The sequence below is a fragment of the Nitrincola alkalilacustris genome (assembly GCF_008973755.1).
Taxonomy (GTDB): Bacteria; Pseudomonadota; Gammaproteobacteria; order Pseudomonadales; family Balneatricaceae; genus Nitrincola; species Nitrincola alkalilacustris.
Window position 1 is genome coordinate 200,508 of the sequence record NZ_WBOM01000002.1, and the last position, 22,423, is coordinate 222,930.

General features: G+C 54.4%; 15 protein-coding genes. 11 read left to right on the forward strand and 4 right to left on the reverse strand.

The annotated features are described in order from the left end of the window. Window positions 1–114: 114 nt before the first annotated feature. The 11 genes from ccmA to ligA all read left to right on the forward strand — a co-directional run bounded on the left by ccmA (window position 115) and on the right by ligA (window position 12,038). Entirely contained in the window at window positions 115–765 is a 651-nt protein-coding gene (gene ccmA, locus F7R27_RS03790; RefSeq protein WP_151702892.1) for a cytochrome c biogenesis heme-transporting ATPase CcmA, read from the forward strand. Window positions 766–770: 5 nt separating this feature from the next. Next, window positions 771–1,502: a heme exporter protein CcmB gene (ccmB, locus tag F7R27_RS03795; RefSeq protein WP_151702893.1), complete on the forward strand. Its 732-nt coding sequence runs from the start codon at window positions 771–773 to the stop codon at window positions 1,500–1,502. Window positions 1,503–1,511: 9 nt separating this feature from the next. Next, on the forward strand, window positions 1,512–2,267 hold the full coding sequence (locus tag F7R27_RS03800) for a heme ABC transporter permease (RefSeq protein WP_276612554.1): 756 nt from the start codon (window positions 1,512–1,514) through the stop codon (window positions 2,265–2,267). Beyond that, a complete protein-coding gene (ccmD, locus tag F7R27_RS03805; protein WP_476739164.1) occupies window positions 2,257–2,454 on the forward strand; it encodes a heme exporter protein CcmD in 198 nt (65 codons plus the stop codon). Before F7R27_RS03800 ends, ccmD begins: the two co-directional genes overlap by 11 nt. Then, entirely contained in the window at window positions 2,451–2,984 is a 534-nt protein-coding gene (gene ccmE / locus F7R27_RS03810; protein ID WP_151702894.1) for a cytochrome c maturation protein CcmE, read from the forward strand. The genes ccmD and ccmE overlap by 4 nt, the downstream gene beginning before the upstream one ends. Next, a complete protein-coding gene (locus F7R27_RS03815) occupies window positions 2,981–4,948 on the forward strand; it encodes a heme lyase CcmF/NrfE family subunit (protein ID WP_151702895.1) in 1,968 nt (655 codons plus the stop codon). Before ccmE ends, F7R27_RS03815 begins: the two co-directional genes overlap by 4 nt. Before the next feature lie 14 nt (window positions 4,949–4,962). Continuing rightward, the gene (locus tag F7R27_RS03820) at window positions 4,963–5,499 is read left to right on the forward strand and encodes a DsbE family thiol:disulfide interchange protein (RefSeq protein WP_151702896.1); all 537 of its coding nucleotides are present in this window, start codon (window positions 4,963–4,965) and stop codon (window positions 5,497–5,499) included. Then, window positions 5,499–6,035: a cytochrome c-type biogenesis protein gene (locus F7R27_RS03825; protein ID WP_151702897.1), complete on the forward strand. Its 537-nt coding sequence runs from the start codon at window positions 5,499–5,501 to the stop codon at window positions 6,033–6,035. The genes F7R27_RS03820 and F7R27_RS03825 overlap by 1 nt, the downstream gene beginning before the upstream one ends. Beyond that, entirely contained in the window at window positions 6,032–7,264 is a 1,233-nt protein-coding gene (ccmI, locus tag F7R27_RS03830; RefSeq protein ID WP_151702898.1) for a c-type cytochrome biogenesis protein CcmI, read from the forward strand. The genes F7R27_RS03825 and ccmI overlap by 4 nt, the downstream gene beginning before the upstream one ends. A gap of 58 nt (window positions 7,265–7,322) precedes the next feature. After that, the gene (zipA, locus tag F7R27_RS03835; RefSeq protein ID WP_151702899.1) at window positions 7,323–9,566 is read left to right on the forward strand and encodes a cell division protein ZipA; all 2,244 of its coding nucleotides are present in this window, start codon (window positions 7,323–7,325) and stop codon (window positions 9,564–9,566) included. Between the two features lie 132 nt (window positions 9,567–9,698). After that, entirely contained in the window at window positions 9,699–12,038 is a 2,340-nt protein-coding gene (gene ligA / locus F7R27_RS03840) for an NAD-dependent DNA ligase LigA (protein ID WP_151702900.1), read from the forward strand. Between the two features lie 82 nt (window positions 12,039–12,120). On the opposite strand, the gene F7R27_RS03845 is transcribed toward ligA, so the two are convergent. The 4 genes from F7R27_RS03845 to torR form a co-directional block, all read right to left on the reverse strand. Further along, window positions 12,121–13,536 (reverse strand): aldehyde dehydrogenase family protein, encoded by a 1,416-nt coding sequence (locus F7R27_RS03845; protein WP_151702901.1) that lies wholly within the window; start codon window positions 13,534–13,536, stop codon window positions 12,121–12,123. Window positions 13,537–13,629: 93 nt separating this feature from the next. After that, entirely contained in the window at window positions 13,630–14,958 is a 1,329-nt protein-coding gene (locus F7R27_RS03850; protein ID WP_206060364.1) for an alginate export family protein, read from the reverse strand. A gap of 182 nt (window positions 14,959–15,140) precedes the next feature. Further along, window positions 15,141–21,497: an AAA family ATPase gene (locus F7R27_RS03855; RefSeq protein WP_151702902.1), complete on the reverse strand. Its 6,357-nt coding sequence runs from the start codon at window positions 21,495–21,497 to the stop codon at window positions 15,141–15,143. Between the two features lie 3 nt (window positions 21,498–21,500). After that, window positions 21,501–22,235, reverse strand: coding sequence for a two-component system response regulator TorR (gene torR / locus F7R27_RS03860; RefSeq protein ID WP_151702903.1), 735 nt, complete (start codon window positions 22,233–22,235; stop codon window positions 21,501–21,503). Between the last annotated feature and the right edge of the window lie 188 nt (window positions 22,236–22,423).

Below are 22,423 nucleotides of genomic sequence, written 5' to 3' on the forward strand. Positions count from 1 at the left end.
GTTTAGACTGTGTCGGCCAGTAGGGCTGAAAATTTATTACTGTCGCCCAATATCTCAGCGACAGATGCGATGCCGGAGTCAGCCTGTTTGTCAGATCAGCTTGTGTCAGAAAATATGTCAGAACAAGTGTCAGAGCCACTGCTGAGGGTTGAAAATCTGTTCTGCGAACGGGACGAGCGTGTTTTGTTCGACGAGCTGGGTTTTACGCTATCTGCTGGTCAGATCCTCCAGGTGGAGGGGCAGAATGGCAGTGGCAAGACAACCTTGCTGAGAATTCTCTGTGGACTTTCACGACACTATGAAGGCGAAATAGTCTGGCGTGGTGAGCCTGTCAGTCAGCAGCGAGAGCGCTATCACCGGGAGCTGGTCTATCTGGGTCATCAGCCGGGCGTCAAGGCGGTTCTTACAGCAGAGGAAAATCTGCGCTGGTATGCTGCACTTGATGGCTCCATCGATGATTCCGTTATCTCGTATGCGCTGATGCAGGTTGGCCTTGAGGGGTTTGAGGATGTGCCGTGTCATATGCTCTCAGCCGGTCAGAACCGCAGAGTTGGTCTGGCCCGACTCTATCTGAGTCAGGCACCTCTGTGGATACTGGATGAACCCTTTACAGCGATCGATAAAAAAGGGGTTGCTGCACAGGAGGCGCTTCTGGTTGAGCATGCCGAGCGAGGTGGGTGTGTGATTCTGACGACTCATCAGGAGCTGCAACTGACTGATTATCTTAGCCACATCAACCTGGACCGGCAGGTCGGAACTTCATGAACGATATGGGAACTAAGATTCGAAAGCTCGGACAACTATCCGGCACGAGTGAGGAGGTTTTTCGCCCAGGTTCCGTGTTGCTGGCGACGATCAGGCGAGAGCTGTTATTGGCTTTCAGACGACGCAGCGATCTGGTCAACCCACTGATCTTTTTCCTGATGGTGGCGACGCTGTTCCCACTTGGTATCAGTCCTGAGCCGAGTGTGTTGACACTGCTGGCGCCAGGCGTGGTCTGGGTGGCGGCGCTTCTGGCCACACTTTTGTCCATGGATAGTCTGTTTCGCTCGGATTTCGATGATGGCTCTCTGGAGCAGATACTGCTCAGCCCGCAGCCTCTTTTCATGGTGGTGCTGGGTAAGGTGGTGGCACACTGGATCATGACAGGTCTGCCGCTGACACTGATGGCGCCTCTGCTGGGTATCATGCTGTTTCTGCCGGCAGAGGGGATGGGTGGGTTGATGCTCAGTCTGTTGCTGGGCACACCGACCCTGAGCCTGATCGGTGCAATCGGAGCAGCGCTAACAGTGGGGTTGCGCAAGGGCGGTGTGCTGATCTCACTGCTGGTGTTGCCACTTTACATACCGGTGCTTATTTTCGGTACCGCAGCGGTGGAGGCGTCTGTGACGGGGCTTCCGGTGACCGGACACCTTGCGCTGTTGGGTGCACTGCTGGCGCTCGGTTTCAGCCTGGCGCCCCTGGCCATAGCCGCAGCTCTCAGAATTTCTGTCAGTGGATAGTTGAATAATATGAGTAATAAAAATTGGATGCCCCGCTGGTTTTACCAGTTAGCCTCTCCGCGCTGGTGCTACCAGATTACCGGCAAACTGATGCCTGGCTTTATCCTTGCTGCCGTATTGCTGATACTGGCGGGTGTCGCCTGGGGGCTGGCATTTGCGCCAGCTGATTATCAACAGGGCAACAGCTTCCGAATCATCTACCTGCATGTCCCATCTGCATTTCTGGCTCAGTCCATCTATATGACCATGGCGATTGCCGGTGCGATCGGCCTGATCTGGAAAATGAAAGTGGCCGATATGGTGGCCAAATCCTGTGCTCCGATCGGAGCATCCATGGCGATCTTGGCCTTGGTTACCGGTGCTATCTGGGGCAAGCCGACCTGGGGTGCCTGGTGGGTCTGGGATGCGCGTCTGACCTCCATGCTGATCCTGCTTTTTCTCTATTTCGGCGTCATGGCATTGAACTCTGCGATAGAAAACGAGTCAACTGCCGCGCAGGCGACCGCTGTGTTGGCTATCGTGGGGTTGGTGAATATTCCAATTATCAAATATTCAGTTGACTGGTGGAACACTTTGCATCAGCCTGCCACCTTCAAATTGACTGAAAAACCGGCCATGCCGGTTGAGATGTGGTTACCTCTCCTGATCATGGTGCTGGGTTTCTACTGTTTTTTTGCAGTTGCTCTGATGCTGCGACTGCGCAACGAAATCATTCAGCGTGAACGCAGAGCCGGCTGGGTGCGTGAACTGCTGATTGAAAAGTGAGGTTGCTGTGTTTTTCGAGAGCTTTGGCGAATTTCTGGCGATGGGTGGGCATGGTCTATATGTCTGGCTCAGCTATGGTTTTGGTCTGTTTGTATTGATTCTCAATATCCTGTTGCCCTTGCAGGCTAGAAAACGTTTGCTGATTCAGCAAGCACGTCGTCTGCGTAGAGAGGAGGCTCGCTCATGAATGCAGCTCGCAAGAAACGTCTGTATATCGTTCTGTCCATTCTGCTGGGTACCAGCGCAGCTGTTGGGCTGACAGCCTATGCGCTGAGCCAGAACATCAATCTGTTCTATTCACCTTCGCAGATTGCCGAAGGCGAAGCCCCAGCCAATACCCGTATTCGTGCCGGTGGCATGGTGGTAGAGGGCAGTATCAGCCGTGATCCCGGTACGCTTAAAGTCCGTTTTGATATCACCGACTATGCGCATACCGCGACGGTCCAATATAACGGCATTCTGCCGGATCTGTTTCGCGAAGGGCAGGGCATAGTGGCTCAGGGCTCTCTGGATCAGAATGGCATGCTGATCGCGACCGAAGTGCTGGCCAAACATGATGAAAACTACATGCCAAAAGAGGTGGCTGATGCGCTGGTCAAGGCTGGAAAGATGCCGGACTACAACTGGCAGCAGTCTGCCGAGGGTGAAGGAAAAGGGGGTGGTTATGGTCAGGGCTATGGTCAGGGAAATAACCAGAACCAGGGGTATGGACAATGATTCCTGAACTGGGTCAATTCTCGTTAATTCTCGGTCTGTGTCTGGCTCTGCTTCTTTCGGTAGTACCTATGGTGGGTGCCTATAATGGCAACCAGTTGTGGGTCGACTATGCGCGCCCATTGAGTAAAGGTGTGTTCGCATTTCTGTCCTTCAGCCTGCTGTGTCTGGGCTGGGCGTTTTTAAGCAACGACTTCTCGGTTGTCTATGTAGCCAATGGCTCCAACACCAACCTGCCCTGGTACTTCAAAATAAGTGCTATCTGGGGGGGGCATGAGGGCTCGCTGCTCTTGTGGGTCTGGATTCAGGCTGTCTGGACTCTGGCGGTTGCACTCAAGAGCAAAACCCTGCCACATGACATAGTCGGCCGAGTGCTGGGTGTCATGGGTATGATCACCGTAGGGTTTTTGCTGTTCATCCTGTTTACCTCCAATCCATTTGACCGCTTTCTGCCAGGTTTCCCGGCCGAGGGGGCCGATCTTAACCCTCTGTTGCAGGATTTTGGCCTGATAGTTCATCCTCCTACCCTTTACATGGGATATGTCGGGCTGTCGGTTGCGTTTTCATTCGCCATAGCTGCATTGCTCAGTGGCCGACTGGATGCCGCCTGGGCACGCTGGTCACGTCCCTGGACAACCGTGGCCTGGGCATTCCTGACCATTGGCATCGCTCTTGGCAGCTGGTGGGCCTACTATGAGCTGGGCTGGGGGGGCTGGTGGTTCTGGGATCCGGTTGAGAACGCTTCCCTGCTGCCTTGGCTGGTGGCGACCGCTCTGATTCACAGCCTGGCAGTGTCTGAAAAGCGCGGTGTATTCAAAAGCTGGACAGTACTGCTGGCCATTGCGGCTTTTTCACTGAGTCTGCTGGGAACCTTTCTGGTGCGCTCCGGGGTTCTGACCTCTGTACATGCTTTTGCCACTGACCCGCAGCGTGGGATGTTCATCCTGGGTATGCTGATTGTGGTAATCGGAGGCTCTTTATTGCTATATGCGCTTCGGGCCGGGTCGGTCAAGAGTGATTCGAGCTTCGGTCTGTTGTCGCGTGAAAGTCTGCTGCTGGTGAATAATGTCCTGCTGACAGTAGCCTGTGCCATGGTACTCATCGGCACACTTTATCCATTGGTAATGGATGCGTTGAATCTGGGTAAGATCTCCGTAGGGCCTCCCTACTTCAATGCCCTGTTTGTACCGCTGATGTCGATCATGGCCGTTTTTCTGGGTATTGCCACCGTCAGTCGCTGGAAACATACCTCCGTCTCTATGCTGGTTTCACAGCTCTGGCTGTCGGCAGTGGCGGCTGTTGTAGCTGGGCTCGTTACGCTCTGGCTCTACGGAGGAGTATTGGAATGGTGGGCGGGGCTTGCACTTGTTCTGGCTTACTGGATTCTTTTTACTGGCATGCGAGACATATACAACCGTGTCCGGCACCGTCGTAACCTGTGGCAGGGCATGCGTCAGCAATCGCGCAGCTTCTATGGAATGATACTGGCGCATATCGGTGTCGCTATCATGATTGTCGGCGTGGCGATGGTGACTGTCTTTGAAGAGCAGACCGACATGCGTATGGCACCGGGTGACAGGATGACCTTTCGCGATTACACCTTCATCTTTGATGGCACACGTGAAGTTCAGGGCCCGAACTATATTTCCGATATGGGACGTGTTCGAGTGCTGTATCAAGGCGAGCCCTACACAGAGATGTTTCCGGAAAAACGCCTGTATACCGCTCGCGGAATGGTTATGACACAAGTGGCGCTGCAGCCTGGGCTTTTCCGGGATCTCTATATTGCGCTGGGTGAGCAGCTTGAGCCGGAATCGGGTGCCTGGGCTGTCAGGCTTCAATACAAGCCCTTTGTGCGTTGGATCTGGCTGGGTGCCATTTTCATGACTGTCGGTGGCGTGCTGGCGGCAGCTGATCCACGCTATCGCAGGCAGGCACGGCGTGATGCCGAAATGGCCAAGGTCTGAAGGAGACTGTCAGGATGCGTAAGATTTTTCTCTTTATCCCGCTACTGGCTTTTCTGGCAGTGGGGGTGTTTCTGTTTCGTGGTCTGTTCATGGATCCGAGCAAACTACCTTCGGCGCTGATCGATAAACCCATTCCGACGTTCAGTCTGCCATCACTCTATGAGCCAGAGCAGATGCTGACTGCCGATAGTCTCAAGGGTGAGGTTGCACTGCTGAATGTCTGGGCAACCTGGTGCCCGACCTGTCTGGAAGAACATGGTCAGTTGAACAAAATCGCTCAGGAGGAGGGTGTCACCATCTATGGTCTGAACTACAAGGATGAGCCAGACAAGGCGCTGCGGTGGCTGGAGCGTTACTACGATCCCTACAAACTGGTGGTTGTGGATCAGGCAGGCTCACTTGGACTGGATATGGGGGTATATGGTGCTCCTGAGACGTTCATTCTTGATCGCCGTGGTGTGATACGTTATCGCCATGTCGGGGCTGTAGATGAGGCCGTGTGGCAGAAACTGCGCAGCATGATGCAGCAGATTGAAAAGGAAGAGGTCTGATGCGCTATCTGTTACTGTTTTTGCTGTTGATGCCGGGATTCGCGGTGGCTGCAATAGAGGGTTATGAGTTCAGCAGTTCAGACAATGAACGCCGTTTTCATAGCATGACCCAGGAGCTGAGATGCCCGACCTGTCAGAACCAGAATATCTCAGATTCGGATGCACCGCTTGCAGCAGACCTCAGGCGTGAAGTTCATCGCATGATAGAAGCCGGGGAATCTGATCAGGCGATTATCGATTTCATGGTGCTGCGTTTCGGTGATTTCGTTCATTACCGCCCGCGCCTGACCAGTACCACCTGGTTCCTCTGGTATGGCCCCTATGTGTTGCTTGCTCTGGGTTTTCTGGCAGTGATTCTGGTCAGTCATAATCGCCGCCGGAAGCGCAGAACTCTTTCGCCTGATGATGCCGATGCTGTGAGCAGCGCTGATGTGGTGCCGGACTCTGAAAACGAAACAGGACTTGAGGCACACCGGTTAACACCCCAGGAGCAGCAACAGCTGCAAAAACTACTGCAACAGGAACAGGATAAATGACATTACTCTGGGTTGGCATCGCGCTCCTGACGTTGGTGGCTGTCGCGATTGTTTTCTGGCCACTGCTGCGCAATCGGCATGCACATCTTGAAAAACTTCAGCTGGTGGATCGCAAGGCGCAGAATATCGAAATATTCAAAGAGCGGCTGAGTGAGCTGGAGCGCGAGCGAGATATGGGCACGCTTGCTGAACAGGAGTTTGCTGAGCTGAAAATCGAGCTGGAACGGAACCTTCTCTACGATGCAGCGGATATGCAATCCACGCAGTCTCGCGTACGGTTGGGCAAGCGTCAACTGATAGTGGTGACCCTGCTGGCATTAATGGTGCCTGTTATGTCGTTCAGTCTTTATCAGCATTTGGGTCGGGCGGATGACCTGGCCGTGGCGATGCATCGTGCTGCCTTTGATACCTCCTTCGCTGAGGGGCCAACCTCAATCGAGGAAGCGATCGAACGTCTTGAAACGGAGCTTGAACGAAACCCGAATAACCCTGAGGGCTGGTATCTGCTGGCAACTACCCTGATGAACCTGAATGAGTTTGATCGTGCTGTGGGCAGCTTCCGTCAGGCGCTCGATTATCTGCCGGAGTCTTCGCAGGAGTATCCGGGTGTGATGGGACAACTCAGCCAGGCGATGTTCTTTGCCCGTGGTGGCCAGGTTGATGATCAGGTGCGGGATCAGATAGACGCGACCCTGGCACTGGATGTGAATGAAGTAACATCGCTTGGTCTGTTGGGAATCGATGCATTTGAGCAGGGACGTTACGAAGAGGCGGCCCGCTTCTGGGAGCATGCGTTGGCTTATGCAGAAGAGGGACAGGCCAGTGTGTCTTTGCAAGCTGGTATTGATCGTGCCCGCGAGCGCATGCAGCAAGGTCAGGAGCCGGAGTTGCTGCGTATCACCATTGAGGTGGCGCCGGAACTGATGACCGAGATTCGCTCAGACCAGACTGTCTATGTTTTTGCGCGACCCGTAGGCGGGCGTATGCCGGCAGCGGCGATGCGCTTGCAGGTCCGGCAATTGCCGGCCACTGTGTCTTTTAATGATGCGATGGCGATGATGCCTGAGATGCGTCTGTCACAGTTCGAAGAGGTTGAAGTCGTGGCCCGGATCAGTCAGCAGGGTACACCTGAAGAGCAGCCGGGTGACTTTAAAGGGAGCCTTGGCAATGTTAAAGTCAGCACTTCGGATGGAACTTACACGCTGGTGATTGATCAGCTAGTAGAGTAGGCTTCAGTTTTTAATTTTTTACACTCAGACAGCAGAATACTCGGGATACGGTTACACCATGGAGATCAGTCTTCGCGAATGGCTTATAATTGGCGGTATTCTCGTCATAGTGCTGATACTGTTTGATGGCTGGCGCCGTATCAACGGTAATCGCAACCGATTACGTATTGATATAGATCCCAGTTTTTCCGACAGCGATGCATCAGAGTCCGGCAACCATTTCAATCCCGAGCTGCCTAATGGTGGTGCACGACCCTGCCGCAATACTTCAGTCGATCCAGATTCAGAGCAGGAGGTTGCTGAGGCACCTGCTGCTGAGGGTTTCAGGCATACCCGGTTAGGGGCTATGGTGCAGCCTCAGGCGCTGCAGCAAAAGGCAGAGCAAAAAATGGAGCCCTCGGGCACTAATCTCAGCTCAAATCTGGGTGCAAATCTGGGTGCCAAGCTCAAAGCCGCCTCTTCATCGGTTCTGGCAAAGGCTCAGGAAAAACCGGTAGAGCAGGATCGGATTGAGCCGGGTTTTGGTTCCATCAGTGACTCCACGCATGAGGTGGAGGACGATCAAGAGCTGTTACCGGGCCTGGAAAAACAGCAGAACAACGTTTATGGCACGACGGATGAAATGGAGGGGTATGAAACAGAACTGCCTCCGGATGAGCCTGTACGAAGCGAGCCTGTACAAAGTGAGTTGGTTCAGCCAGAGCCTGACCTGTCCGATGAGTCGGTTGAAGAGGTGTTGCTGGAATCTGAAGAGTATCAGGAAGAGGCCGACGAACCCAGAGAGCGCTGGATCTACTCCACGGATGAAATTCCGGAGCCACAGCTGGAAATTACTGTAGAGCCTGACACTCCTCTTGAGCGCGACCGTAATGAGTCTGTTGATCTTGGCGCCGAGGATAGTGATGCTTTTTTCTCTACCGAACTCGATTATGAAGAGCCGGTTGTGCCTGTCACGGATGCCTTGGTTGACGACAGCATTGAGGAGCTGGCAGAGGAGTCGGCTGAAGCGCAGTTTGAAGAGCTGTCTGAATTGATCTCTGAAGAGCTGTCTGATGAGCTACCCGAAGAGATACCTGATGAGCTGCTGTCTGAAGCCATCTCCCCGGACTTTGAGGAAGAGATTCCAGAGACATTGTCGACGCCAGATATCGAACCGCATACCGCAGACCAGGATAACGATACAGAAGCAACAGAAGAAGCCTGGGTACAGAACTTGTCGACGCCTGTCACGCATATTCAGGATACGCGTGCTCTGCATGAGATGGATCCTCTGTTTGATGATATTCCGCCCTTGCCGCGCAATACTGTTCGCCAGACGGTATCACAGCCATCTCAGCAATCCATACAACAACCGGCTCAATCCGCTCAGCCAGCGATACCGTCTCAGAAGCAGCCAGAAGTAGCTGCACAGGCACCTGTCGCTGAGCCAGAGAAGGGGCAGAACCTGGATCTGGATTTTGATCTGGATCAGCCTATTACCATGCTGCTGGGGCGGTCGCGTAACAAACGCGCAGCCATGTCCAACGCTACGGCTGAATCCGGCCAGAACGAGGTTCCGGCAGCTCCTGAGCCCAGGAAAAACACGCGACCCGAGCGTAAGAGAGCCCAGGCTCCCTCTGCCGGTGCCATACGTGATCTGTGGGCAGACCCGGAACCGAGCATTACTTTACCGGATATCGAGCCCGAAGCTGATTTTACAGCGCCTGTGCCTGCTCAGCGTGAGCGTCAGCCTGAAGAGGACACACCAACTTTTGCACAGGAAGCAGTTACTGAACCTTCTTTTTCTGCACCGGAGCCCGTCGCTGAGGCGACACCCGTGCAGGAGAGCAAACCTGCCAAAAAAGCGCTGACTGACCTCCCCGAGCCTGAGCATGTATTGGTGATCACCGTTGTGGGCGATGCCAAACAGCCTTTTTCCGGTGCATTGCTGCGCCGTGTCGTTGAGGCGTGTGGCATGGAACATGGCGACATGTCGATCTTCCACCGCTTTGAAGGAAGTGATGACACCAGTCCGGTGCAGTTCAGCATGGCAAATGCAGTCAACCCCGGTACTTTTGATCTGGAACAGATGGATGACGAGGAGACGCCCGCCGTTTCCTTCTTCATGTCGATGCTGGAGCCCCGTGATCCGATGACGGCTTATGAGTGCATGCTGGCAACCGCTGAAACGCTGGCCAAGCATGTGGGTGGAGATCTGCTTGATGAAGATCGTTCAGTTATGCGCCCACAGACCAAGGAGCACTACCGTCAGCGTATCCGTGACTTTGAAATGGAAAACCGCAGGCAGCAGCGTGTGCTGTAGTTCACCATTTTCAGCTCAGCACCATCAGCTCAGCACCTTCAGCCCAGCACTATCAGTTCGCCACTTCTGGTCCGAAGCTTCTAGCCGGAAACTTATAGTCTGTAACTTATAGCCTGAAATTAAAGTCACACTATGAATCCTGAAGTCCGTATCCAGCAGTTACGTGATCAGATCAACGAGCATAATTATCGCTATTATGTGCTGGATGATCCGACCCTTCCCGACGCCGAATATGACCGCCTGTTCGTCGAGTTGCGTGAGCTGGAGGCGGCCCATCCTGAGTGGGTGAGTGATGACTCACCTACCCAGCGTGTCGGTGCGAAACCCGATAGTGGCTTTGCCGAAGTCCGGCACGAAATGCCAATGCTGTCACTGGATAACGCCTTTACTGATCAGGACCTGACCGATTTTATCCGTCGGGTGCATGAGCGCCTGAAGCGACCTGCTGCAGAGGTGATCCAGTTCAGCTGTGAACCGAAGCTGGATGGCATCGCAATCAGTATTTTTTATGAGCAGGGGCGCCTGACTCGTGCCCTGACTCGTGGCGATGGTTACACCGGCGAAGATATCACCCTGAATGTGCGCACCGTGCGCAATGTGCCTGTCAGACTCAGAGGCGACGACTGGCCGGAGCGATTGGAGATCCGGGGTGAGATCTATATGCCGCGTGCCGGATTCGAAAAGCTGAATGAGCGCGCGCGTGAAAAGGATGAAAAAACCTTCGTCAATCCGCGTAACGCTGCCGCCGGCAGTCTGCGTCAGCTGGATCCGGCCATTACCGCATCGCGCCCTCTGGAGCTCTGCGCCTACAGTACCGGTATTGTCGAGGGCGGCACACTGCCCGACAGCCACTACGAAACCCTGAAGTTGCTGCAGAAGTGGGGGCTGCGCATCAATCCTGAGATGCGCTTGGTTGAAGGTCTGAATGGTTGCCTTGCCTACTACGAGCAACTGGCCAATAAGCGTGATGGCCTTGGCTATGATATCGATGGCATCGTGTACAAGGTGGATGACAAGCGCCTGCAGGAGGCACTGGGTTATGTTGCCCGTGCGCCGCGCTGGGCAATTGCACGTAAATTTCCGGCACAGGAGGAGATCACACGCCTCAATGCCGTGGAGTTTCAGGTTGGGCGCACCGGGGCGATTACGCCGGTTGCGCGCCTGGAGCCGGTGTTTGTCGGCGGCGTCACGGTCAGTAATGCCACATTGCATAATATGGATGAGATTGCCCGGCTGGATATCCGCGAAGGGGATCAGGTAATCGTGCACCGCGCCGGGGATGTGATTCCCAAGGTGGTGCGAGTGATCACCGAGCAGCGCACGGGCGATGAAAAACCGATTCAGGTGCCCAGCCATTGTCCGGTCTGCAGGTCGGATGTCGAACGCACCCAGTTGCAGCGCCACGGTAAAGGCAAGGTGCACAGCAGCGAAGGTTCTATCTACCGCTGTGTTGGCCGTCTGGTCTGCAGCGCGCAGCTCAAACAAGCGATCCTGCACTTCGTATCACGCCGTGCGCTGGATATCGAAGGCCTGGGCGAAAAGAACGTTGATCAACTGGTGGAGCGAAATCTGGTGCGCTCACCTGCCGATCTGTTTTCACTGACGGTAGATCATTTCCTGCAGCTTGAAGGCTTCGCACAGCTCTCGTCAGAAAACCTCTACAATGCGATTCAGGCTCGTAAGCAGACCACTCTGGCACGCTTTATCTTCGCACTCGGTATTCCCGAAGTGGGTGAAGAGACCGCCCGGACGCTTGCGACAAGCCTTGGATCGCTGCAACGGATACGCTCGGCGCTGCCTGAATTGCTGACCTGGCTGCCGGATATCGGAAATGAGGTGGCTTTCTCCATCGCTCACTTCATGCAGGATGAGCACAACCGTGAGATTCTGGATCGCTTGATTGAACAGGGCCTTGTGTTTGACGACGAAGGCGACCTGTCACCGGCTCTGGTGGGGCAGATCAGCTTTGCGCAGTTGCTGATCAAGATGAGTATTCCCGGTGTGGCACAGACCGGCGCCGAAACGCTGGCCAGTGTATTCACAACGCTGGATCAATTGCTGGGCGCCGATGCTGCCCGCCTTAGCCAGATACCTCGCTTCAGCGCAAAAGCGCGCGCAGGCCTGCTGGATCTTCTGGCAGATGATGACTGGTGCCGCCAGATCCGAGCGCTGGAACAGCAGTTGCGTGATTTTGGCATGCACTGGGAGTGTCAGGCCGAAGTTGCCGTGACGGAACAGCCACTCTCCGGCCAGACCTGGGTACTGACAGGTACGCTCGAAAGCATGACCCGCGATGAAGCCAAGGATCGCCTGGTGGCACTGGGTGCCAAGGTCAGTGGTAGTGTCTCAAAGAATACCGATTGTGTTGTGGCAGGCCCCGGAGCGGGCTCCAAGCTCACTAAAGCGGAGCAGCTCGGCGTACGGGTAATGGATGAAGCCGGATTATTAGCTTTTCTGCAGGAAAAGAGCTGACCTGCACTGAATACAGGTCAGAAAAACCTCAGCCATCTCTTGGTAACACAGATTACCAGTCTTGGCTGAAGGGGCTTTATACTCAGTTGCGATTGATGTTCAGTAACTGAGGAGCGGTGTATTCCAGTAATCCCTCTTCCCCGAACTCCAGTCCGAAGCCCGACATCTTGCACCCACCGAACGGGCAGTGTGGCAAAACTTCGGCATGGTTGTTGACCCATGCAGTACCGCACTCAAAGCGTAAGGCGATCTGGCTTGCCAGCTCTATATCATTACCCCAGACAGAACCACCCAATGCACTTTCGCTGGCATTCGCCTGAGTGATGGCATCTTCCAGATCCGTGTAACGGATCACCGGCAGCACAGGGCCAAACTGCTCTTCATTGACCAGGCGCATACCGTCACGGGCATCAGCCACAATAGTGGGCGGATAGAAGTAACCCGGCCCGTTCAATGGAGCGCCCCCGGTCAGAATACGGGCACCAGACTCGCGAGCATCGTCGACCAGAGTGCAGACCAGATCGAACTGTTTTTTGTTCTGAATCGGCCCGAAGGTCACGCCTTCATCCAGACCCGACCCTACTACCTGAGATTTGGCGATGCTGCTCAGGCGCTGGCACATCTCCTCATATTGAGACTCATGCACATACAGACGCTTCAGCGCAGCGCAGGTCTGGCCCATATTGAGAAAGGCGGTCTGAAAAATCGCGGGTGCTATCTTCTCCAGATCGGTACCAGGCAGCACAATGCCGGCATCATTGCCGCCGAGCTCCAGTGTCAGGCGCTTCAAATTGCTGGCAGCGTTGCGCATGATGGTCTGTCCGGTAGGCGTGGAGCCAGTGAAGACCACTTTACGAAGAGTTGGATGGCCGGTGATGGTATTGCCGATATCACGCTCACCCGTGACCACGTTGACCACACCGGCTGGCAGCACTTCATTGATCAGTTCGACCAGGCGCAGGGTGTTGAAGGGGGTGAAGGAGGAAGGTTTGATCACCAGCGTATTGCGGGTGCGAATGGCCGGCACTATATGCCAGATTGCAATCATCAATGGCCAGTTCCAGGGCGTGATGGAACCAATCACACCCAGCGGTTTGCGGTGTAACTCAATCAGGCGATTCTCCGAGTCCTCAATGGTTTTGACCGGCAGAGTCATCGCTGCGGTAGCGCGGGTCCAGGCTGCTGATGCACCCACCTCAATCTGAGCCAGACCGAGAGGTTTACCCTGTTCCAGTGTGATGATGCGGGCCAGTTCATCGGCATGGGCTTCGATCTTGTCGGCAATCGCATTCATCATCTCGGTAATATTGCTTTCCGGCGTATATTGCCAGGTTGCAAAGGCAGTCGAGGCTGCCGCAATTGCTTCTTCCAGCTGCCCGGCTGAGGCAGCAGGGCACTCACCCAAAGCGCTTCCTGTTGCTGGGTTGATCACACTGAAGCTGCCCTGCTCGCCGATTACCTTGCGGCCATTGATCAGCAGTGAATAGTTCATGTCCATCGTATTTTCCTTATTTTTGTCTCAAATGTCTGTATGGCCGGGTGTGAAGGGGAGGGGGCACCCGACCATGCATTTTCCGAACAACGCTAATTTTCAGAACAACACTACAGCCACCAACTGCCCATAGAGGTTGGTGCTCTTGCCACCGATCTGTGAGCCGCCATCGGCATCGCTGTGTTTGGGTCGATACACACCGATCAACGGGTTAATGATCAAGTGATCGTTAACCACCCACTCGGCATAAAGATCCAGCTCACGTCCATTCAGTGCGCCGGTGCCACCTGCCGTCTTGCTGAAATCGAAGTACAGAGCGCCTACTGACAGGGTCTCGCTCAGGCTGGCCGCCAAGCCGATATGATGAACCGCGGCGTCGCTGTTGAATGGCCCGGCATAGTTGGCGGCGACTTCGCCTTGGAACCATGTACCGTAGCCACGTGAAAAGCCGAAGAACAGAGGGTCAAAGCCCTCTTCAAAGCGAGAGTAACGATAGGTGATACTGGGGGTGAAAGGCAGGTCAGCAAAGGTCCAGCCGGTTTCAAGATACCAGGCCTTGGCATCAGGTGCTGTATCGTCCCCCTGGGTTTGTGTAACCCATTCGCCGGACAAGAACAGGTTTTCGACTCCTGCATCGCCCTGATAGCGCAGGCTGGTAGTTTTCTGACCATCACGATGGCTGGCTCCACCGTCCATGACACTCAGACCGCGAATATAGCTAAGAGCAAAGGTGCCATAAGGGAGTCCATACTCAAGATTCAGACCGGATAGCTTCATCTGTGATTGCGCTACGTTATCCGACTTGAGCCAGAATAGATCGCCGCTGAGGCCTTCGTCAGTGCCCAGGCTCAGAACCGCCGTGCGATCAAACGCCTGTCGAGGAGCCAGCCAATAGGCACCACCGCGATTCAGTTCGTCGCCCAGCGCATCGCCAAAGTTCAGGGCGTCACCATTGATCAGAAAACCATCGCCGATAGCAAAGGGCTGACGACCAAAGGACAGGTTCATCCCGTTCTCGCCAAGTGCCGGGATTAGGTTACCCGATTGCCAGCCGACATAGGCAGTTTCCAGGTTGGTCTTGCGCTCATTACCTGAGGTGAATCCACCCGCATCACCACTGCCCCAGGTGGCAGAGCTGACGATACCGATACCGCCGTAAAGACTGGATTCAGCCTGTAATACCTGAGAACCGGATAACCCCAGCTTCAAGTAGCCTTCCTGCCAGTTGATACTGCCAGCTTCGGTGTGGGCTCCCAGGTTGTAGCGCTCGCGACTGCTGAATACTCCCAGAAGAGCCTCAACATCGAGATTGAACTCAGTGCCGTTGTCGCTGTGAAGGGTGTAGGCCGATACCGGCGCTGAGATGGCGGTGATCACTGCTGCTGCCATTAAACCCAGCGGCAGGCGGCGCGATAGCGGGTAGTTCATGATCCATAGTCCTCAGGGAATCCGAGTGATACCGGGCAGGTGCCGCTCACTCTGATATTGTTATTATGTGTGTCCGAGGCTGAGGATAACGAGTGGCTGTAAACCAGATATGTGCTGAATGTAGAGAGGTGTATGAAGTTGTAACGAGTTGTAATAAGGCAAGGTTGGTGTCAAGACGAATATTACTGTTGGGTACTGAGTCCTGTAGTCAGGGCTGACTCCTGCAAGCTGGACAAGCTGGTGTCAAAAAGTTTTTTGAGATCAGAAAGTTGATCGGTTGATGGCTGGCTCTTATGCTCCAGCGCTTTGGCTTTCTCAGCGGCAGCACACAGCCCAAAGTTGCTGAAAGAGCCTGCCAGTGTATGCAGGAGATGTGTTCTGCGTTGATCCGATATGTCGGGTTGGCATAACTCTTCAAGAAACTGCTCACTCTGTAGTTTCATTTTTTGCATGAGTTGTTCGAACAGCTCCTGACCCAATTGCTGTCGATGTTGTTGCAGCAGTGATTGGTTCAGCAGCACAGGATCTGAACTGGCCTGCAGCGGCGCAGGGGATGGGTTGCCATTGTTCAGCAGGCGGCGCAACTCCTCGAACTGAAAGGGCTTACTGATCACGGCATTCATACCGGCTTCAAGGTATTGGCGCATCTCTGTTGGTGTGACGGAGGCCGTCAGGGCTATGATGCGTACCTGACGCTTGAAGGATTTTGGGTGTTGGCGTATGCGGCGAGTGGTTTCAATACCGTCCATATCCGGCAGATGAATATCCATCAGCACCAGATCATAGTCGCGGTCATTGTGCATGGACAGAGCCGTATAGCCGTCATCTGCGATACTCACCTGATGCCCTTCACTGCGCAGCAGTCCTGCTGTTACCTGCTGATTGATCTCATTATCCTCGACCAGCAGAATATCCAGTGGCTGATCAGGTTTACTCACAACGGCTTGTATCAAGGGTGTTGCCTGTTCTGGCGCTGATACCGGTTGCTCATAGCTCAGTTCAAACCAGAACCGACTGCCGACCTGTGGACGACTGCTGAAGCCGATATTACCCTGTTGCAGCTCGACCAGACGTTTGCAGATAGACAACCCAAGACCAGTACCGCCAAAGCGACGGGTGATGGAGCTATCGGCCTGAGAAAAGTGCTGGAAGAGACGCGGATGTGCACTTTCCGGAATGCCGATACCACTGTCCTCCACTTCAAAATGACAGCGCAACTGCAGATCAGAGTCCTCAATCAGGCGGGCCTTGAGGACAACATATCCGCTTTCGGTGAACTTCAGCGCATTGGTGCAGAGGTTCAACAGTATTTGATTCAGTGCTCTGGCATCGCCTCTGACACGTTCCGGCAGGTTTGGATCTAGCCGCAGAATGAAGTCCAGTGATTGCTGGTGTGCGGTGGGCAGGAGTAACTGATGCAGATCGCGCAGTATTGCCGGCAGGTCGAAGTCACTCACTTCCAGTGGCATCTGTCCTGCTTCGATCTTGGTGAAGTCCAGTACATCATTGAGAATACTCAGCAGTGAACTGCCTGAACGGTAGATCGCTTCCACCTGTTCCTTCTGCTCCGGAGTCAGCGGGCTGCGCAGCAGGAGCTGTGCCATCCCCAGAACGCCGTTCATCGGTGTGCGTATCTCATGACTCATGGTCGCCAGGAACTGACTCTTCGCCTCACTTGCCGCCTCTGCTTTTTCACGGGCCAGCTCAGCAGCCTCCTTGGCCTTGCGCTCACTGATATCGGTCAGTGATCCTTCGTAATAGATCAGTTCCGACTGTTCATTGAGAAGGCGTCGGGCAGAGATGGAAACAAATACGATATCGCCATTGTGGCGCAGCCAGCGGGTTTCAAAATTCAGGATATGGTTGTCCTGGCTGAGAATTTTCAGAAAACGGCGGCACTCCTCCGGGTCCTGGAAGCACTGGCGTGTCACGTCAGTCACGGACTGAATAAAGTGCTCGCTGGAGTCATAGCCCAGCAGACGAACCAAAGCCGGGTTGGCCGAAATGAAACGTCCTTGCGCATCCACTCTGAAAATACCTTCGATGGCGTTCTCGAACAGTGAACGATACTCCTGCTCCGATTGCTCAAGGCTCTGGTACAGCTTGGCGTTTTCTATCGATATCGCGGCCTGAGAGGCCAGTATCTGTAGTGTTTTCAGACGGTCACGGTTGAATATATCACGGCTCTCACCATGCTCAAGATAGAGAATTGCCGTCAGATCGCCATGATAGAGAATGGGAATGCACAGCAGCGAGTGTGGCCGATGGCGGCGGATATACTCATCCTGCTGAAACATCTGATGCGCCACTGCATTACCCAGCACCAGATTCTCCTTGGTGCGGGCGACATAGTGGATGATGGTCAGTGGCAGATGATCTGAACCCGCCTCCAGCGCCAGATTGTTGAAGGTACGATAGGGGGCGTCGAGGCTGGCTTCGGCTTCGATATACAGTTGTTGCTGCCGTTTCAGGATCAGCAGGCCGCGCTGTGCCCCGGCATTCTGCAGGGCGAGTTGCATCAGACGACCCAGCAGCTTTTCCAGCACGATCTCATCGGAGATCGCCTGTGATGCCTGTATCACCGAGGTGATATCAAAGGAGTGTGTGTCAAAGTTGCCTGAGTGAAGGGCGTCATCCACGGATTGATCAGCGGCAGGTGCCTCAATGATGGCTGGTGCTATGCCATAGTGACGACGCATCTGTGTCTGCTTGGCAGTGGCGCCCCAATCACCAAAAAGGCGATAGGCATCCATCAGGTAGCTGTGAGCAATTGCCGGTTTCTGCCAGTCAAGGCAGAACTGCCCGGCCAGCTCACAGGCCAGCGCCTCTTCCAGTACAAAGCTCTTCTCACGCGCTGTGCGGATCGCTTCTTCGTAATGGGTCAATGCCTGAGCCGGACGCCGTCTGGCTTTCAAGAGCTCCGCTTGCAGCAGATGATAGTGGTGTTGATGATTATCGGGTGAATACCCGGCAAGCTCACGGATATGGCGAAGGGTCCGGCGAATATGTTTCAGCTCACGATAACGATTTAAACCACTGAGTTTGGGTAGCAGGGAAAGGCGACACAGTGCAGTTACCACTTTAAGCCAGGGTGCAGTGAAGGTGCCACCGATTGAAGAGAGCAGTTTTTCACCCTCCAGGCAATGACGCAGTGCCGTATAAGCCTCTCCCAGCAGGTAGCAAAGCAATCCCTTGTAAAAGTGGTGCAGACAGATTGCCGTGCGGTGGTTTTCCCGCTTCAGTTCGGCCAGATCACGCTCTTCACTGTAGAAACGTCCATCCAGGCGCAGGGGATTACTGTTCTGCTCAGTCAGGTTATCGATGATCTGCAGTGTGAAGAGTGAGTATTGCAACGACTGCTCTTGTCCTGACTGTCGTAGCAGCTCGGTATACTGCTCCAGAGCCGGCTGGATCTCGTTGAGGTTCTGGCTGAGCGGGAAGGCATACTGAATATAGGCAGCCAGCGCATAGGCACTCCATTCCATATCACCGCAATCAAGGGCGAGCTGATGGGCCCTGAGCAGGGATTCCAGACAGAGTCTCAAGGGTTCGCGATAATGGCGGATATAGGTGTTGAACAGCACCAGGGTGCGCGGGTATGTCAGTGGAGCCGGGTACTGCAGATCCAGTTTGATGGCCAACTGACCCAGCTTGTAACCCTGTTCGATGGCATTGAACTGGCCACACAATACGCCACCGTAACCGGCAAAGGCCATCGCTGATGCCGGATTCAAGCCGTGTACAAGGCTTAGCTCCACCTCTTTGGCCATGACCAGTGGTCTCAGCTCTGAGCTGGAAAATTTGATCACACCGAACATGCTGGCCAGAATCGGCATGGCGGCCAGAAGTTGTGGAGACTGCATTTTTCGGGCAGACAGAATCTGCTCTTCAGTATGCTGCCTGAGCAGCCAATGGGTTCTCGCCAGAGCTCGCCAGAAATAAAGTTTGCCTGGTTTTTCCCGCAGTTTTACTCCAAGCCTGTCCAGCAGGTCCAGAGCGATCTTGAGGGCTTTGTCGAAACGGTTACGTGCGACCTGCGACTGAATACGGATCTCATAAAGACGCACCTTATCCAGCAGATCGTGCGCATTGGTTTCCACAGCCAGCATCAGTTGATCCATCAAACCCTGATCCGACTTGATATGGGCCAGATCGGCTGCTGCCGTGTGCAGATTCAGTGTCAGAGCATAATGCTGCAGCCAGGCATCAACCGGTAGCAGGGCAAGCCCCTGCAACAGATAGTCCAGTGCCGAATCGAAGGCTGCGGTCTCGCGTGCCCGCAGGCCTGCCCGCAGGTTAAGCTGCGCCAGCGACAGACGCTCTTCAGGCTCTGTTACCAGCCGGCGTGCCTGATTCAGATGGTTGGCTATCTCGAACAGCCTGCTCTCCTGCTCCTCCTCGTTCAGGCTTTTCAGCAACTGCTTGCCTATCTGCAAGTGCAGAGCTTCCAGGTCCGACTCACTGATCAGCGAATAGGCTGCCTGCTGCACGCGGTCATGCACGAAACGGTAACGCGAGCGGGCAGGGTCGATATGCTGAAACAGCTGAGAGCTGTCATCCTGAGGCACCACCAGCCCCTCGGTCAGCGCTGGCCACAGATCTCTTGCTGTCTGATCGGGGTGCAAAGTACTGACCAGCGACAGAATACGCAGATTAAAAACACTGCCGATGCAGGCTGCCAGAGGTAATACGCGCTGGGTAGCCACTGGCAGTCGCTGAAACTTGCTGACCATCAGTTCAATGACATTGTCGGTCATCTCCTGAACACGTATGGCCGCTTCATCCCATTGCCAGCGCTGCTCTCGAAAGGTGATCATCCCCTCCTGATAGAGTGAGTGGAGGAACTGATTCAAAAAGAAAGGGTTACCCTGAGTTTTCTGCAGGCAGGCCACTGCCAGTGAGCGACATTGATCTGGCCGACAGAGCAGGGTATCGGCCAGCAGATGGTTAACCTGCTGCAGATCCAGCGGTGTCAGTGACAGGCTGACTATCTGCTCTGAACTCTGATATGAACTCTGCTCCAACCGACTCAGAATCGTTCGCAGCGGATGACCGGCATTGACCTCCTGGTCACGGTAACTGACGATCAACATCAGGTGGCTCAGGTCGCCGATCAGCACCAGATGCTCAAGCAGGTAGAGAGATGCCAGATCGGCCCAGTGCAGGTCGTCCATAAACAGAACCAGCGGCTTTTCTGCGCTGCTCAGAACGCGCAGCATCTGAACGAAGAGCCTTGAAAAACGGTTCTGCTCCTCTGCAGGCAGCAGTACAGGGCTCTCCGGCTGTGGACCGATGATCAACTCCAGCTCAGGGATCAAGCGCAGCAGTACCTGAGCTTGCCTGCCCAGTGCTGACAGCAGTTGCTCCCGTTTCAGATCGATCTGTGGTTGAGGCTCTGTCAGCAGTTGCCGGACCAGGCTCTGCAGCGCTTGAATGATCGCAAAATAGGGGCGGTTGCGGCGAAATTGATCAAACTTGCCGCTGCTGAAGCTGCCACCACGCTCGTTCACATACTGACGCAGCTCAAGCACCAGGCTTGATTTTCCGACACCGGCATAGCCGCTGATCAGTGTCAGCGTGCGCTTTCCTGTCGCCGTCTGATCATAGCGCTGCTGCAGCTTCTCAAGCATGCTTTCACGACCATAGAGCTTTTGCGGAATCTGAAAACGCGCCGAAATATCCTGCTCGCCCAGTGGTGGCAGTTGCTGGTCAGGCGAGTGTTCCAGTTGCAGGCACTGTTGCAGGTCATGCACCAAGCCGATACTCGACTGATAGCGTTGAGCGGCATCCTTAGCCAGCAGTTTAAGCAGAATACGAGACAGACGTTCGGGGATCTTCGGGTTAAGAATATGCGGAGGTATTGGCTGCTTGGCGATCTGGTTATGGACCTGTTCCAGACTCTCCTGACTGATAAACGGGGGCTGGCCAGTCAACACCTCATAGAGTGTCACGCCAAAGCTGTAATAATCGGTTCTGTAGTCGATGCTGCGATTGATGCGGCCGGTCTGCTCCGGTGCAATATAGGTGAGATTCATCTGTGCCAGATCAGGAGCGAACCAATGAGCCTGCTCATGACTGAGCCGTGTACTCAGAGAAAAGTCGATCAGCTTCGGTGAGCCTGTTTGCGGGTGGACCAGAATATGATCCGGGCTGATCTGTTTGTGAATGATATGTGCTTCGTGCAGACGCCCCAGCAGCTCGGCAATACGGATCGCCAGTTGCAACCACTGAGTCCAGTGGCGAGCTTCGCCAGACAGAAGTTGTCGCAAGGGTACGGCACCTGAGTCAAAAAACAGAGTGGCCGGTCCTGTCTCCAGCGTGATCTGGCCAAGCGTTTGAGGCAGGTCTGGCAGATCGAGCCCTTGCAGTATCTCATACTCATGCTGCAGGCGACTCAGTCGTTGATGGCTGCTGAGCTGTCGATCCAGTTGCTTGATAATGACGGGTGCACCATCGGCCAGACAGAGCGCACGGCTGATACGGCAGAAACCCCCCTGATGAAGGCATTCGAGAATCCGGTAGCCAGCCAGAGTGCTCATGACTCAGTCGACCTGTGCAGCAAACATATAGCCCGCGCCGTGAGCTGTCAGAATGATCTGTGGGTTGGAAGGATCGTCATTCAATTTGCGCCTCAGCCGACCGATCAGCACATCCACCGATCGGTCGTTCGGTGTCCACTCCCGACCATGGATGGCGTCCATCAACTGATCACGCGAGAGCACCTGGCCGGGATGCATCACCAGGGCCTGCAACAGCCTGAACTCGCCTTCGGGTAAGCGCTCCTGAGTATCTTCTGGGCTGGTAAGCTGGCGCTTGTGAGGATCCAGCGTCCAGCCATCGAATTGCCAGCACAGTCTGGGACGGCTGCCGACAGCACCCTGCTCCTGATCCATATGCAGGACTCGCCACAGCAGATTCTTGGCACGTACCATCAATTCACGTGGATTGAAGGGCTTAGTGACATAATCATCCGCGCCCAGCTCCAGGCCAACGATACGGTCTATCTCATCTCCCTTACTGGTGACCAGTATGATGCCAACCCGCGAACTGGCACGCAATTCACGTGTCAGCGTCAGGCCATCCTTACCCGGCAGGTTGATATCCAACAGCACCAGATCCACCTGCTCCTGTCGTACACGCTGAGTCAGATCATCGGCTCGTTCCGTTTCACTGACACGATAGCCCTCTTTCTGGAAGTAGCTGACCAGCAGTGATCGTGAGGCCAGATCGTCCTCGACAATCAGTATATGGGCAGGGTGAGAGGTCTCATTTTTCATATTTCACTCAGACTCAAAGGCAACAATTCAAAGGCAGCAATTAAATGTCAGCAATAGTTCTACTCTGAACTGCACTATTCACCGAGTCAGCAAAAAGGGAAAGTGATTTTTACATTCTGTTACATCTGCGCACAACTGAGCACATTTTGGCAGTACTTCATTTACATGCCCGGTTTAGTTTAGCCATA

Bases quoted from the DNA above. Each gene is read 5' to 3' on its own strand.
- F7R27_RS03845 (WP_151702901.1), bottom strand. From the start codon at position 13,536: ATGGACATGAACTATTCACTGCTGATCAATGGCCGCAAGGTAATCGGC.
- zipA (WP_151702899.1), top strand. From the start codon at position 7,323: ATGGAGATCAGTCTTCGCGAATGGCTTATAATTGGCGGTATTCTCGTC.
- ccmB (WP_151702893.1), top strand. From the start codon at position 771: ATGGGAACTAAGATTCGAAAGCTCGGACAACTATCCGGCACGAGTGAG.
- F7R27_RS03800 (WP_276612554.1), top strand. From the start codon at position 1,512: ATGAGTAATAAAAATTGGATGCCCCGCTGGTTTTACCAGTTAGCCTCT.
- F7R27_RS03855 (WP_151702902.1), bottom strand. From the start codon at position 21,497: ATGAGCACTCTGGCTGGCTACCGGATTCTCGAATGCCTTCATCAGGGG.
- F7R27_RS03820 (WP_151702896.1), top strand. From the start codon at position 4,963: ATGCGTAAGATTTTTCTCTTTATCCCGCTACTGGCTTTTCTGGCAGTG.
- ccmE (WP_151702894.1), top strand. From the start codon at position 2,451: ATGAATGCAGCTCGCAAGAAACGTCTGTATATCGTTCTGTCCATTCTG.
- ligA (WP_151702900.1), top strand. From the start codon at position 9,699: ATGAATCCTGAAGTCCGTATCCAGCAGTTACGTGATCAGATCAACGAG.
- torR (WP_151702903.1), bottom strand. From the start codon at position 22,235: ATGAAAAATGAGACCTCTCACCCTGCCCATATACTGATTGTCGAGGAC.
- F7R27_RS03850 (WP_206060364.1), bottom strand. From the start codon at position 14,958: ATGAACTACCCGCTATCGCGCCGCCTGCCGCTGGGTTTAATGGCAGCA.
- F7R27_RS03815 (WP_151702895.1), top strand. From the start codon at position 2,981: ATGATTCCTGAACTGGGTCAATTCTCGTTAATTCTCGGTCTGTGTCTG.
- ccmA (WP_151702892.1), top strand. From the start codon at position 115: ATGTCAGAACAAGTGTCAGAGCCACTGCTGAGGGTTGAAAATCTGTTC.
- ccmI (WP_151702898.1), top strand. From the start codon at position 6,032: ATGACATTACTCTGGGTTGGCATCGCGCTCCTGACGTTGGTGGCTGTC.
- F7R27_RS03825 (WP_151702897.1), top strand. From the start codon at position 5,499: ATGCGCTATCTGTTACTGTTTTTGCTGTTGATGCCGGGATTCGCGGTG.